The sequence below is a fragment of the Pseudomonas sp. BIGb0558 genome (assembly GCF_024807515.1).
Lineage (GTDB): Bacteria > Pseudomonadota > Gammaproteobacteria > Pseudomonadales > Pseudomonadaceae > Aquipseudomonas > Aquipseudomonas yamanorum_A.
The window spans coordinates 33,803-46,194 of the sequence record NZ_JANUEW010000044.1 but is presented as its reverse complement, the minus strand read 5'-3'; the positions used below and the strand labels follow the sequence as shown (position 1 = coordinate 46,194).

Below are 12,392 nucleotides of genomic sequence, written 5' to 3'. Positions count from 1 at the left end.
TACGGCTTCGCGGCCAAACCCGGGCCCCACATTTGACCGAGTTGCCATGTCTGGTGGCGATCAAATGTGGGAGCTGGCTTGCCTGCGATAGCGCCACCTCGGGCGCCCCGGGTTCCTGCAGGCCAACGCTGAATTTATGTAAGGTGCCTGAACAGGCGGCCCCGGCATGGACATATTTCTTTGCTAAAGGCCGTAACCCTGTGGCGAGGGAGCTTGCTCCCGCTGGGGCGCGAAGCGGCCCCAAAACCTGCCACAGAGTTCTACCTGAAAAAATGCGGCGCTCTTATTGGGGCTGCTGCGCAGCCCAACGGGAGCAAGCTCCCTCGCCACAATGTTGTCAGGCGCCGGTTACGGCTTCGCGGCCACTGACCAACCGCTCCAGCGCCTCACCCAAGCCTGACGCCTTGTCACCAATCAGCAAGTGCCAAACACCGCTCTCAAGTTGGCTCACACCCTGGCAACCCAGCGCCGTCAGTTGGGACTCGGACAACGCCGAACCATCCCCCAACTCCACCCGCAGCCGCGTCATCGCCACCGCGTCCAGTTGCAGCACATTGCCCCGACCGCCCAGCGCACTCAGCCATTTCTCGGCCTCATGCACATTCACCGGCGTGCTCTTCTCAACCGGCGCAGCAGCGACCGGAGTTACCCCAACATAGGAAGGCATGGCCAACCGAATCTCATCGGCAATGCTGTCCGCCATCGGCCCGACCACCACCTGCAAACTCCCGCCATTACCCGGCCGAACCACCGCCATGGCACCCAGCGCTTTCAGCTCGGCATCTACCGCCTTGTTGCGGTCCACCATGTCCAACCGCAGGCGCGTCGTGCAAGCCCCCACACTCAGCAAATTCTCCGCACCACCCAGCGCACGAATGTAAGCCCCGGCCCGTTGGTTATCAGTCATGGCCTCAGCCTGCACCACCTGAATATCCTCACGCCCCGGCGTCTTCAAGTTGAACCGGCGAATGCAGTAATTGAACACGCTGTAGTAGATCAACGCATACGCCAGCCCAACCGGGAATACCAGCCAGCCGTTGGTGGACTTGCCCCAACCCAGCACCATGTCGATAAACCCACCGGAGAAGGTAAAGCCCAGGTGGATGTTGAGCATGTTGGTGATCGCCATCGACAACCCGGTGAGCAGCGCATGCACCAGGTACAGGAACGGCGCGAGGAACATGAAGGCGAATTCGATCGGCTCGGTCACCCCGGTCAGGAACGAGGTCAGCGCCATCGACAGGAAAATCCCGCCCATGATCTTGCGCCGTTCCGGCAGGGCATTGCGGTACATCGCCAGGCACGCCGCCGGCAGGCCGAACAGCATCACCGGGAACATGCCGGTCATGAACTGGCCGCCTTTCGGGTCGCCGGCAAAGTAGCGGGTCAGGTCGCCGGTCACTACCGCGCCCGTGGTCGGGTCGGTGAAGGTGCCGAACACAAACCACGCCATGTTGTTGAGGATATGGTGCAAGCCAGTGACGATCAGCAGGCGGTTGAACACCCCAAACACGAACGCACCAAAGCTGCCGCTTTCCATCAGCAACACACCGAAGCTGTTGATGCCTTGCTGCACGGGTGGCCAGATCAGCCCAAAGATCACCCCCAGCGCCACCGCCGAGAACCCGGTGACGATCGGCACAAACCGTCGCCCGCCAAAGAATGCGAGGTACTCCGGCAGCTTGATGTCCTTGAAGCGGTTATACAGCGCACCCGCCATCAAGCCGCTGGCGATGCCCGCGAGCATGCCCATGTTGATGCTGGCGTCCATCACCTTGAGGGTGGAGACCATCACCAGGTAACCAATGGCCCCCGCCAGGCCCGCCGTGCCGTTGTTGTCGCGGGCAAAACCCACGGCAATCCCGATGGCGAAGATCAGCGCCAGGTTGGCGAAGATCGCCTGCCCGGCGTCGTGCATCACCGCGATGTTCAGCAAGTCGGTGTCGCCCAGTCGCAGCAGCAGGCCGGCGATCGGCAAAATCGCGATCGGCAGCATCAGCGCACGGCCCAGGCGTTGCAGCCCTTCGATAAAATATTGGTACACGGCGTGTCTCCCTATTCTTGTTGTTTTCAGCTCAGCGGCCAGTGGTGTTGACAGGCTTGGCGAACGGCTTTGGCGCTGCTCAGGTTAAGCAGGCCTTGGCTCAGTTGCCGGCATTGGGCTGCGTCCAGGTGGCGGACACGGTCCTTGATTTCTCCGATTTGCGGCGGGCTCACGGACAGCTCGCTGATGCCCAGGCCGATCAGCACCGGCGTGGCCAGCGGGTCGGACGCCAGCGCACCGCACACACCCACCCAGCGCCCATGCTTGGCGGCGCCGCTGCAGGTCTGTGCGATCAGCCGCAGCAGCGCCGGGTGCAGGGCGTCGACCCGGGCGGCGAGGCCGGCGTGGTCGCGGTCCATGGCCAGGGTGTACTGGGACAGGTCGTTGGTGCCGATGGACAAGAAGTCCGCGTGCTCGGCCAGTTGTTCGGCCATCAGCGCGGCGGCGGGCACTTCGATCATCACGCCCAGCTCGGGGCGTTGGGTCAGTTCCAGCTCGGTGCACAACTCATCGAGGCGCTGGCGGATCTGTAACAGTTCGTCGACTTCGCTGACCATCGGCAGCAGGATCCGGCAGCGTTCCAGCGGCGAGACTTGCAGCAGGGCACGCAGTTGCTGGTCCAGCAGTTCCGGGCGCACCTGGGCCATGCGAATGCCCCGCAGGCCCAGCACCGGATTGGTCTCGAACGGCAGCGGCAGGTAGTCCAGTTGCTTGTCGCCGCCGACGTCGATGGTGCGGATGATCACGGACTTGTCGCCCATGGCATCCAGCACGGCTTGATAGGCCTGGCGCTGCTCCTGTTCATCGGGCGCGGTGCGGCGGTCGACGAAGAGAAACTCGGTGCGCAGCAGGCCGACGCCGTCGGCGCCGTTCTCAAAGGCCAACTGGGCTTCGGTGCTGGAGGCGACATTCGCCGCCACTTCTATACGCACGCCATCTTGAGTACTGGCTGAACCTTGAGCCTCGGTGTGTTGCTGCTGGCGCCGCAGTTTCTGTGCGTCGCGCAATTGGTGAACCTGAGTGTGGCGCGCATCATCCGGCGTCAGTTCCAGCCGACCGTTGGCGGCATCCAGCACCACCCGCTGGCCTTGGGGCACGTCGAGCAATTCGGTGCCCAGCGCAACCACACACGGCAAGCCTTTACCCCGCGCCAGAATCGCCACATGGGAGGTCGCGCCGCCCTCGGCCATACAGATGCCGACGGCGTGTTGTTTGCTCAGTTGCAGCAGATCCGACGGGGTCAACTCATGGGCGGACACGATCGCGCCGGCCGGCAAATCAAAATTCCAGGCCTCGCCCAACAGCGCCCGCAGCACACGTTGCTGCAAGTCCCGCAGGTCATTGGCACGTTCGGCGAACAGCGGTTTTCCGAGGGCCAGCAGCACCGCGCACTGGGCCTGGATCGCATCGCGCCAGGCGTGAGTGGCAGCACTGCCGTGTTCGATAGCAGTGGTGGCGGCCTCCAGCAGTGTCGGGTCTTCCAGCAGGGCGAGGTGGGCGGCGAAGATCTCTTCTTCCTCCACATCCTTGCGCTGGCGGGCCTGGTCCAGGGTGTGGCGGATTTCGCCGCGCACCTGTTCCAGGGCACTGTCCAGGTGCTGCAGTTGTTCATCCGGGACGTTGCTGCCCGGGTCTGCCGGCAGCTCGATTCCGTTCAGGCGGAACAGCGGGCCACAGACCAGGCCGGGCGCGGCGCACACGCCTTGCAGTACACCGGCTTCGGTATTTGCAAGGCGCGGGGCAATGACCACTGGCGCGTGATGTTCTTCGCCAACTGCCACCGACAGCGCGGCAATCAGGGCTTGCAGCGCCGCTTCACAATCCTTGCCGCGACAGGTGACCTGCACCTCGTCCTGCTCGCCAATCCCGAGGCCCATCAAGCCGATCAAGCTGTCGCACGACGCTGTCTTGCCGGCGAAATGCAGCTGTGACTGGCTGCTGAATGCCTGCGCCGTCTTGCGCACCAAGGCTGCAGGGCGTGCATGCAGGCCGCCGCGATGGGTGATGCGCAGGGTCGCGCTGGCTTCAGTGACAGACTCATCAAGCACTTTCGCGGCCCCGGCCAGCCGCGCAACCACATGCAGCAGCGGCTCGCCCACCCTCACCGACTTCAGGGTGATCGGCCGTAACTCAAACAACTCGCTGTTGGTCAGGATGATCAGGCTGACCAGGCTTTTGCACCGGCGCGCGATCAGGTCCAGGTCAAACTGCACCAGCGCCTGGCCCTTGCTGACCCGCGCGCCTTGCTTGACCAGCAGCGCAAAACCTTCGCCATTCAGTTCCACCGTGTCGATGCCCAGGTGCATCAGCAATTCGGCACCGTTGTCGGCGCGAATGGTCAGCGCATGCCCGGTGCGGGCGACATGGATGATCACACCATCGCACGGCGCGTGCAGGCAATCATTGAGCGGGTCGATGGCAATGCCGTCGCCCATGGCGCCACTGGCGAACACTTCGTCGGGAACGTTGCCCAGGGTCAGCACCGGCCCGCTGAGGGGAGCGCTGAGGGTGAGGTCTTTATTGTTGTTGGACATGGGCACGGTACTCATCAGGAAAACGCTGCAATCGACTCAGTGGGTGCGGGTCACTTTGCTCAAGTGACGTGGCTGGTCGGGGTCCATGCCCCGGGCCTCGGCCAAACCTGCGGCCATCACGTAGAAGCTCTGGATCGCCAGGATCGGGTCCAGGGCCGGGTGTTCGGCGCGGCTCAGGCTCAGGTCGCGTTCGGCGATGTCGTCGGGAGCGGCCAGCAGCACGCGGGCGCCACGCTGGCGCATGTCGGCGGCCAGGCTCAGCAGGCCGGCTTGTTCGGCGCCACGGGGGGCGAAGACCAGCAGCGGGTAGTTGTCGTCGATCAGGGCCATCGGGCCGTGGCGCACTTCGGCACTGCTGAAGGCTTCGGCCTGGATCGCCGAGGTTTCCTTGAGCTTGAGCGCGGCTTCCTGGGCGATGGCAAAACCGGCGCCACGGCCGATCACCATGAGTTGTTGGCAATCGCGCAGGGCGTCAATGGCCACGCTCCAGTCTTGCTTGGCGGCTTCCCGCAAACCGTCGGGCAATGCCTTACAGGCTTGCAGCAACTCGTCTTCCTGATTCCAGTGGCCAATCAATTGAGCGCTGGCGCTCAGGGTGGCGATAAAGCTTTTGGTGGCGGCGACGCTGCGTTCCGGCCCGGCGCACAATGGCACGTGGAATTCGCAGGCGGCTTCCAGCGGTGAGTCTTCGGCATTGACCATCGAGATGCTCAAGGCGCCGCGTTTGCGCAACAGGCGCAGGCTGTTGACCAGGTCCGGGCTTTGCCCCGACTGGGAGAAACCGAACGCCACTTGCCCGCTGACCTTGAGTGGCGATTGCAGCATGGTCACCACCGACATCGGCAACGACGCCACCGGAATCCCCAGGTGCTGCATGGTCAGGTAGGCGAAGTAGCTGGCGGCGTGGTCCGAACTGCCACGGGCGATGGTCATCGCTACCTGTGGCGGCTGGCGGCGCAGGCGGCCGGCGACTTCCACCAGCAGCGGGTCCAGGCGTTGCAGTTGAGCCTCGACGGCCTCACAGGAGGCCAGGGCCTCTTCAAGCATTTTTGAAGTCAATGGTTTCTCCTTCGACCATTACGTCGGTGAGGTGCAGGGAGCGGTCCAGGCGCACGCAGTCGGCAAAGCTGCCGGGTTGCAGGCGGCCGCGTTCTTCCAGGCCCAGGTAGTCCGCAGGAAATTGCGACAAACGTTGTGAGGCTTCGTTGATGGGCAGGCCGATCTTCACCAGGTTGCGCAGCGCCTGGTCCATGGTCAGGGTGCTGCCGGCCAGGGTTCCATCGGCCAGGCGCACGCCGCCCAGGCATTTGGTCACGGTGTGGCTGCCCAGCTTGTATTCGCCGTCGGGCATGCCGGCGGCGGCGGTGGAATCGGTGACGCAGTACAGGCACGGGATCGAGCGCAGCGCCACGCGCATGGCGCCGGGGTGCACGTGCAGCAGGTCGGGAATCAGTTCGGCGTATTTGGCATGGGCCAGGGCCGCGCCGACGATGCCGGGCTCGCGGTGATGCAGCGGGCTCATGGCGTTGTACAAGTGGGTAAAGCTGGTGGCACCGGCGGCGAGGGCGGCGACGCCTTCTTCATAGCTGCCCAGGGTGTGGCCGATCTGCATGCGCACGCCGCGTTCGCTGAGGGCGCGGATCAGGCCGTCGTGGCCGGCGATTTCCGGGGCAATGGTGATCACCCGGATCGGCGCCAGGCGCAGGTATTCCTCGACTTCGGCCATCAACGCCGTGTGAGCGAAGTTCGGTTGCGCGCCGAGTTTTCCGGGGTTGATGTAGGGGCCTTCCAGGTGCACGCCGAGCACTCGGGCGGTGCCGGTGGGGCGGCTTTCGCAATAGGTGCCGATCTCGCCGAGCACGCGGGAAATTTCGTCCACCGGCGCGGTCATGGTGGTGGCCAGCAGCGAGGTGGTACCGAATCGTACGTGGGTGCGGGTGATGGTCTGAAAGGCGTCGCTGCCTTCCATGATGTCTTTGCCGCCACCGCCGTGTACGTGCAGGTCGATAAAGCCTGGCAGCAGGTAGGGCAGGTCGTTGTCAGCCGGGTCGCACGGGCTGCCTTCAACGGCAGTCACCTTGCCGTGCTGGTGCACCAGGCGGCCGCGAATCCAGCCGTGGGGCGTGAGGATATTGTCTTCGGACATGGGCAGTTCTCTAAATTCGCAGTTCAGCGGAATAGTCGTGGCGGCGCAGTTCTGCGACAAAGTCGTAGTAGTCGTTGCGGCAGTAGGTGTCGGTGATTTCAATCGGGGTGTTGTCGGCGGTGTAGCCCACCCGCGTCATCAGCAGCATGGCGGTGCCGGGGGCGATGCCCACCAGGGCCGCGAACTCGTCCGAGGCGTTGATTGCCTGGATGTGTTGCAGGGCGCGCACGATGGGTTTGCCGATGCTTTCCAGGTATTCGTACAGCGAATTGCCGATGGCCTGCGGGTGCGGGAGGACAGAGGCGGGCATGGCGGTCATTTCAATCGCCATCACCGTGTCGTCGGCCTTACGTAAACGCTTGAGGCGCGCGACCTTGTCGCTGGGCGACAGGCCCAGGCGGATCAATTCTTCATGGGTGGGCTGGGTGATGTCGCGCTCCAGCCATTGGGACGTCGGCACAAACCCTTTGAGCCGGAGCATTTCGCTGAAGCCCGAGAGGCGCGACAACGGCTGTTCCAGGCGCGGCGTGATGAAGGTTCCGGAGCCTTGGCTGCGACGGATCAGGCCTTGTTCGAACAGCACTTCCAGCGCCTTGCGGGCAGTCACCCGGGAAATGCTCAGTTGCTCGCTGAGGGCGCGCTCCGAGGGCAATGCCTGCTCGGATTTCCACTGGCCGGCATGAATCGCGGCTTCCAGGTTGCGGGCCAGTTGCAGGTACAGCGGCGTCGATTGTTTATCGTCGGGGCGCAGGGCCAGGATGGGGTTCATTGTGTCGGTTTCCGATGCGGTTATTGGAGTGTTGTCGCCCGGTAGTGATCGCAAGCTAATACCACTTAAATACCATGTCAATGCAGCGAAAACGGTGCAGACGAGCGTTTGCGGGCGCCTTAATAGTGCGCCAGATCAAGTGGTATTAGAGAGGTCTTTATCGCGGGCAGAAGCGCGCAGCTTGCCGGGGTGAACTGGTATTCACCGGCAAGCGCTGCGCGGGGCAGGATTTTTTTTCGAATTATTTTACGGGCGGCGGGAAATTACGGACGAATCTCGATCATGGTGCCGTCTTTGACCAGGTTCCAGACTTCGCGCATGTCGACATTGCGCATGCCGATGCAGCCATCGGTCCAGTCCAGGGTGTGGAACAGCTCTTCGGGGTAGTCCTCGGCGTCGGGGGTGCCGTGGATCATGATCATGCTGCCGGGCTTGACCCCTTCGCGGCGGGCGCGGGCGGAGTCGCTGATGTTGGGGTAGGAGATGTGCATGGCCAGGTTGAAGCGGTCGCTGGTCTTGCGCCAGTCGATCCAGTAGAAGCCTTCCGGGGTTCGACGGTCGCCTTCCATCAGCTTGGTGCCCTTGGGGTTTTTGCCCAGGGAGATGCGATAGGTTCTGATCGGCTTGCCGTCGTTGATCAGTTGCAACTGATGGGCGGACTTGAGCACCAGGATTTTCTCGACGGGTTTGCCGCCCAGGATCACTTGGGTGGAGGCTGGCGACAGCGTGGCAAACGACAGACAGATCAGAGCAAGCAACCAACGCATTAAAACGGTATCCCCTGAGAAGACTACGTGCCGCCTGGAGTTGTTATTTGGCCAGTTGGGTCAGTGGCGGCACCGACTCGCTGCGCACCGGATACGACTGTTGGCGGCGGTCAGCAAAAAAGCATTCTAAGGTACGCCCGACCGTGCGGAAAGCCAGCTCTGACCAAGGGATGTCGGCTTCATCGAATAAGCGCACTTCGAGGCTTTCGGGGCCTGCGGCAAAGTCCAGGTCGATCAGCTCGGCGCGGTAGAAGATGTGCACCTGGCTGATGTGCGGCACGTCGATCAGGGTGTAGATGCTCAAGTTGCGCACCCGGGCGCAGGCTTCTTCCATGGTTTCGCGTATGGCGGCTTGCTCGACGGTCTCGCCGTTTTCCATGAAGCCGGCGGGCAGGGTCCAGAAACCCAGGCGCGGCTCGATCGCGCGGCGGCACAGCAACACCTGATCGCCCCACACCGGCACGGTGCCCGCGACGATATTGGGATTCTGGTAGTGAATGGTCTGACAGTGATCGCAGACATAACGCAGGCGTGCGTCGCCTTCGGGAATGCGTTGGGTGACTGGTTTACCGCACTGGCTGCAGAAGTTCATGCTGGGGTTCCTGGAGAGTGCGCCTATCTTGGCGTGACCGGGTATGGGCTGCAAGTTGTCGTTTAGCGACATGGCCAGGGTTTTGGGGTTGGGCGGGCGCAAGGTTTGGTGCATGATGCAAGGTAGCCAACAGACCGAGATGACTCATGCTGGACGAGCTACTTCGCCGGGTAAGCAATCATACGCCCCACACGCTGGAGACCGACGGTCGTTTCCCGGAAGCGGCGGTACTGGTGCCCATCACCCGCAGTGACGAACCCGAGCTGATCCTGACCTTGCGCGCCAGCGGGTTATCCACCCATGGCGGCGAAGTGGCGTTCCCTGGCGGTCGCCGCGACCCGGAAGACCCGGACCTGATCTTTACCGCGCTGCGCGAAGCGCAAGAAGAGATCGGCCTGCCGCCGGGCCTGGTGGAAGTTATCGGCCCGTTGAGCCCGCTGATTTCCCTGCACGGTATCCGTGTCACGCCTTATGTAGGCGTTATCCCCGATTACGTTGAATACCTGGCGAATGACGCCGAGATCGCCGCTGTTTTCAGCGTGCCCCTGGAGTTTTTTCGCCAGGACCCGCGCGAACATACCCACCGTATCGATTACCAGGGCCGCAGTTGGTACGTGCCCAGTTACCGGTTTGGCGAGTACAAGATCTGGGGCCTGACGGCGATCATGATTGTAGAGCTGATCAATCTGCTCTATGACGATGCCGACATCAGCCTGCATCGACCACCGAAAAGCTTCATCAATACCTAAGAGCCAGATGGCCATCGTTTCCGCCGTGAGGATCCACCTATGAAATACCGCCTGGGCGACGCCCGAGTCGAAACCCATCCCGACAGCTGGGTGGCCCCGAATGCCACGCTGGTGGGCAAGGTCAAGCTGGAGGAGGGCGCCAACGTCTGGTTCAACGCGGTGTTGCGTGGCGACAACGAACTGATCCTGATCGGCAAGAACAGCAACGTGCAAGACGGCAGCGTGATGCACACCGACATGGGCTACCCGCTGACCCTCGGCACCGGCGTGACCATTGGCCATAACGCCATGCTGCATGGCTGCACCGTCGACGATTACAGCCTGATCGGCATCAATGCGGTGATCCTCAACGGGGCGAAGATCGGCAAGCACTGCATCATCGGCGCCAATTCGCTGATTGGCGAGGGCAAGGAAATTCCGGATGGCTCGCTGGTGATGGGGTCGCCGGGCAAGGTGGTTCGGGAGCTGACCGATGTGCAGAAGAAAATGCTCGAGGCCAGCGCCGCGCACTATGTGCATAACTCGCAGCGTTATGCCCGTGACCTGGTTGAGCAGGAAGAATGACCTTATCTGAACGGCCGGTAGCGTCGCCGTGCGTGAGCATTTGTGCGCTGGATGACGATGATATCTGCACGGGCTGCCAGCGGACGGTGGATGAAATCACCCGCTGGAGTCGCATGGACAACACCGAGCGCCGGGTGGTGCTGGGGTTGTGTCATGAGCGGGCGAAGGCGAGTGGGTTGATGTGGATGATTCCGGGAAAGTCCGGCGCCTGATCTGCAGGTGGACTGCTTTTCTGTGGCGAGGGAGCTTGCTCCCGCTGGGCTGCGAAGCAGCCCCAAATCAGACGACTGCCTTCCTTCAGATACACCAGGCTCGCCCATTTCAGGGCCGCTTCGCGCCCCAGCGGGAGCAAGCTCCCTCGCCACCAAGCTCCCTCGCCACATTGACGGGTTGTGCAGTACCCTGTGCCCCTTGTTCACAGGTCCCTCGCCCCATGTTCTTCCTGATTGCCTACATCAGCAGTGTCGTGCTGATCAACTTTGCCTTTTCCACCGCCCCGCACCTGGACGTCATCTGGTCTGCCTGGGGTGGTTTGGTGTTTGTCCTGCGGGACATGGTGCAAACCCGCTTCGGCCATGGCGCGATCATCGCGATGCTGGCGGCGTTGGTGCTCTCCTATATCACCTCCGATCCGTCCATCGCCCTGGCCAGCGCCACGGCGTTTGCGGTGTCCGAGTGCATCGACTGGCTGGTGTTCAGCATCACCAAGCGTCCGCTCCATGATCGCCTGTGGATAAGTTCGGCGCTGAGCATCCCCCTCGATACCTTCATCTTTTTCGGCCTGATCGGCGCGCTCACGCCTGCCGTGGCCGGCACTGCGCTGGTCTCGAAATTCGCCGGCGTCACCGTGGTGTGGCTGGCCATGGCCTGGCGTTTGCGCCGGCAGCGCGTCGCCAACTGAAGCCAATCTTTACAGTTCATGTAAAATGCCGGCCTTTCTCCACCATGATCCGCTCCCCTGAGGACCTGAGATGACCCGAATCGGAACTCCATTGTCGCCAACCGCGACCCGCGTAATGCTGTGTGGCTGCGGTGAGCTGGGCAAGGAAGTGGTAATCGAACTGCAACGCCTGGGCGTTGAAGTGATTGCCGTGGATCGCTACGCCAACGCGCCGGCCATGCAGGTCGCGCACCGCAGTCACGTGATCAACATGCTCGATGGCGCCGCCCTGCGTGCTGTGATCGAAGCCGAGAAGCCGCACTTCATCGTGCCGGAAATCGAAGCGATCGCCACCGCGACCCTGGTTGAGCTGGAAGCCGAAGGCTTCACCGTGATCCCGACCGCCCGCGCAACCTTGCTGACCATGAACCGCGAAGGCATCCGTCGCCTGGCGGCTGAAGAGCTGGACCTGCCGACCTCGCCGTACCACTTCGCCGACACCTTCGAGGACTACAGCAAGGCCGTCACCGATTTGGGTTTCCCATGTGTGGTCAAGCCGGTAATGAGTTCGTCGGGCAAGGGCCAGAGCCTGCTGCGCAGCGCGGATGACGTGCAAAAAGCCTGGGATTACGCCCAGGAAGGCGGGCGAGCCGGCAAGGGCCGGGTGATCATCGAAGGCTTTATCGACTTCGATTACGAAATCACCCTGCTGACCGTGCGCCACATCGGCGGCACCACCTTCTGCGCGCCTGTCGGCCACCGTCAGGAGAAGGGTGACTACCAGGAATCCTGGCAGCCACAGGCCATGAGCCCGATTGCACTGGCCGAATCCGAGCGCGTTGCCAAAGCGGTAACCGAGGCCTTGGGTGGTCGTGGCCTGTTTGGTGTCGAGCTGTTCATCAAAGGCGATCAAGTGTGGTTCAGCGAAGTCTCGCCACGCCCCCATGACACTGGTCTGGTGACCCTGATTTCCCAGGACTTGTCGCAGTTTGCCCTGCATGCACGGGCGATTCTTGGCCTGCCGATCCCGTTGATCCGTCAGTTCGGGCCTTCGGCTTCGGCGGTGATTCTGGTGGAAGGGCAGTCGACCCAGACTGCGTTTGCCAACCTGGGCGCAGCCTTGAGCGAGCCGGATACGGCGTTGCGCCTGTTTGGCAAACCGGAAGTGAACGGTCAGCGCCGCATGGGCGTGGCGTTGGCGCGGGATGAGTCGATTGAGGCTGCCCGGGCTAAGGCCACTCGTGCTTCGAAGGCGGTTGTTGTAGAGCTGTAACCGAGTCGCGCCCATCGCGGGCAAGCCCGGCTCCCACATTTTGATTTGTGAATACATTCAAATGTGGGAGTCGG

General features: G+C 62.7%; 12 protein-coding genes. 5 read left to right on the top strand and 7 right to left on the bottom strand.

The genetic code is table 11. The annotated features are described in order from the left end of the window. Positions 1-337: 337 nt before the first annotated feature. From nagE to M2400_RS29530, 7 genes are all read right to left on the bottom strand, one after another. Positions 338-1,996, bottom strand: coding sequence for an N-acetylglucosamine-specific PTS transporter subunit IIBC (gene nagE, locus M2400_RS29560; protein WP_405046184.1), 1,659 nt, complete (start codon positions 1,994-1,996; stop codon positions 338-340). A 74-nt stretch (positions 1,997-2,070) separates the two neighbouring features. Next, positions 2,071-4,578: a phosphoenolpyruvate--protein phosphotransferase gene (ptsP, locus tag M2400_RS29555; protein ID WP_259196351.1), complete on the bottom strand. Its 2,508-nt coding sequence runs from the start codon at positions 4,576-4,578 to the stop codon at positions 2,071-2,073. 36 nt (positions 4,579-4,614) lie between these two features. Then, the gene (locus tag M2400_RS29550; protein ID WP_177047003.1) at positions 4,615-5,637 is read right to left on the bottom strand and encodes an SIS domain-containing protein; all 1,023 of its coding nucleotides are present in this window, start codon (positions 5,635-5,637) and stop codon (positions 4,615-4,617) included. Beyond that, the gene (gene nagA / locus M2400_RS29545) at positions 5,618-6,724 is read right to left on the bottom strand and encodes an N-acetylglucosamine-6-phosphate deacetylase (protein WP_177077463.1); all 1,107 of its coding nucleotides are present in this window, start codon (positions 6,722-6,724) and stop codon (positions 5,618-5,620) included. The genes M2400_RS29550 and nagA overlap by 20 nt, the downstream gene beginning before the upstream one ends. A 10-nt stretch (positions 6,725-6,734) precedes the next feature. Beyond that, complete coding sequence (locus tag M2400_RS29540) at positions 6,735-7,493, bottom strand: GntR family transcriptional regulator (RefSeq protein WP_076017517.1); 759 nt, start codon at positions 7,491-7,493, stop codon at positions 6,735-6,737. 263 nt (positions 7,494-7,756) lie between these two features. Further along, positions 7,757-8,260, bottom strand: coding sequence for a murein L,D-transpeptidase family protein (locus M2400_RS29535; protein WP_177114775.1), 504 nt, complete (start codon positions 8,258-8,260; stop codon positions 7,757-7,759). A 43-nt stretch (positions 8,261-8,303) separates the two neighbouring features. Further along, positions 8,304-8,852, bottom strand: coding sequence for an NUDIX hydrolase (locus tag M2400_RS29530; protein ID WP_259196352.1), 549 nt, complete (start codon positions 8,850-8,852; stop codon positions 8,304-8,306). Positions 8,853-8,998: 146 nt separating this feature from the next. Between M2400_RS29530 and M2400_RS29525 the strand changes: the two genes are divergently transcribed. The 5 genes from M2400_RS29525 (at position 8,999) to purT (ending at position 12,318) form a co-directional block, all read left to right on the top strand. Continuing rightward, positions 8,999-9,601 (top strand): CoA pyrophosphatase, encoded by a 603-nt coding sequence (locus M2400_RS29525; RefSeq protein ID WP_177077459.1) that lies wholly within the window; start codon positions 8,999-9,001, stop codon positions 9,599-9,601. Between the two features lie 39 nt (positions 9,602-9,640). Further along, the gene (locus M2400_RS29520) at positions 9,641-10,165 is read left to right on the top strand and encodes a gamma carbonic anhydrase family protein (RefSeq protein WP_177046987.1); all 525 of its coding nucleotides are present in this window, start codon (positions 9,641-9,643) and stop codon (positions 10,163-10,165) included. Then, positions 10,162-10,377: a DUF1289 domain-containing protein gene (locus M2400_RS29515; protein ID WP_177046985.1), complete on the top strand. Its 216-nt coding sequence runs from the start codon at positions 10,162-10,164 to the stop codon at positions 10,375-10,377. Before M2400_RS29520 ends, M2400_RS29515 begins: the two co-directional genes overlap by 4 nt. A gap of 221 nt (positions 10,378-10,598) precedes the next feature. Beyond that, positions 10,599-11,066, top strand: coding sequence for a hypothetical protein (locus tag M2400_RS29510; protein WP_003209599.1), 468 nt, complete (start codon positions 10,599-10,601; stop codon positions 11,064-11,066). A gap of 70 nt (positions 11,067-11,136) precedes the next feature. After that, the gene (gene purT, locus M2400_RS29505) at positions 11,137-12,318 is read left to right on the top strand and encodes a formate-dependent phosphoribosylglycinamide formyltransferase (RefSeq protein WP_169387190.1); all 1,182 of its coding nucleotides are present in this window, start codon (positions 11,137-11,139) and stop codon (positions 12,316-12,318) included. The last annotated feature ends 74 nt before the right edge of the window (positions 12,319-12,392 follow it).

Coding starts and splice junctions, on each gene's coding strand:
- nagE (WP_405046184.1), bottom strand. CDS start 1,996: ATGCTGCCGATCGCGATTTTGCCGATCGCCGGCCTGCTGCTGCGACTG.
- ptsP (WP_259196351.1), bottom strand. CDS start 4,578: ATGTCCAACAACAATAAAGACCTCACCCTCAGCGCTCCCCTCAGCGGG.
- nagA (WP_177077463.1), bottom strand. CDS start 6,724: ATGTCCGAAGACAATATCCTCACGCCCCACGGCTGGATTCGCGGCCGC.
- M2400_RS29540 (WP_076017517.1), bottom strand. CDS start 7,493: ATGAACCCCATCCTGGCCCTGCGCCCCGACGATAAACAATCGACGCCG.
- M2400_RS29535 (WP_177114775.1), bottom strand. CDS start 8,260: ATGCGTTGGTTGCTTGCTCTGATCTGTCTGTCGTTTGCCACGCTGTCG.
- M2400_RS29530 (WP_259196352.1), bottom strand. CDS start 8,852: ATGAACTTCTGCAGCCAGTGCGGTAAACCAGTCACCCAACGCATTCCC.
- M2400_RS29525 (WP_177077459.1), top strand. CDS start 8,999: ATGCTGGACGAGCTACTTCGCCGGGTAAGCAATCATACGCCCCACACG.
- M2400_RS29520 (WP_177046987.1), top strand. CDS start 9,641: ATGAAATACCGCCTGGGCGACGCCCGAGTCGAAACCCATCCCGACAGC.
- M2400_RS29515 (WP_177046985.1), top strand. CDS start 10,162: ATGACCTTATCTGAACGGCCGGTAGCGTCGCCGTGCGTGAGCATTTGT.
- M2400_RS29510 (WP_003209599.1), top strand. CDS start 10,599: ATGTTCTTCCTGATTGCCTACATCAGCAGTGTCGTGCTGATCAACTTT.
- purT (WP_169387190.1), top strand. CDS start 11,137: ATGACCCGAATCGGAACTCCATTGTCGCCAACCGCGACCCGCGTAATG.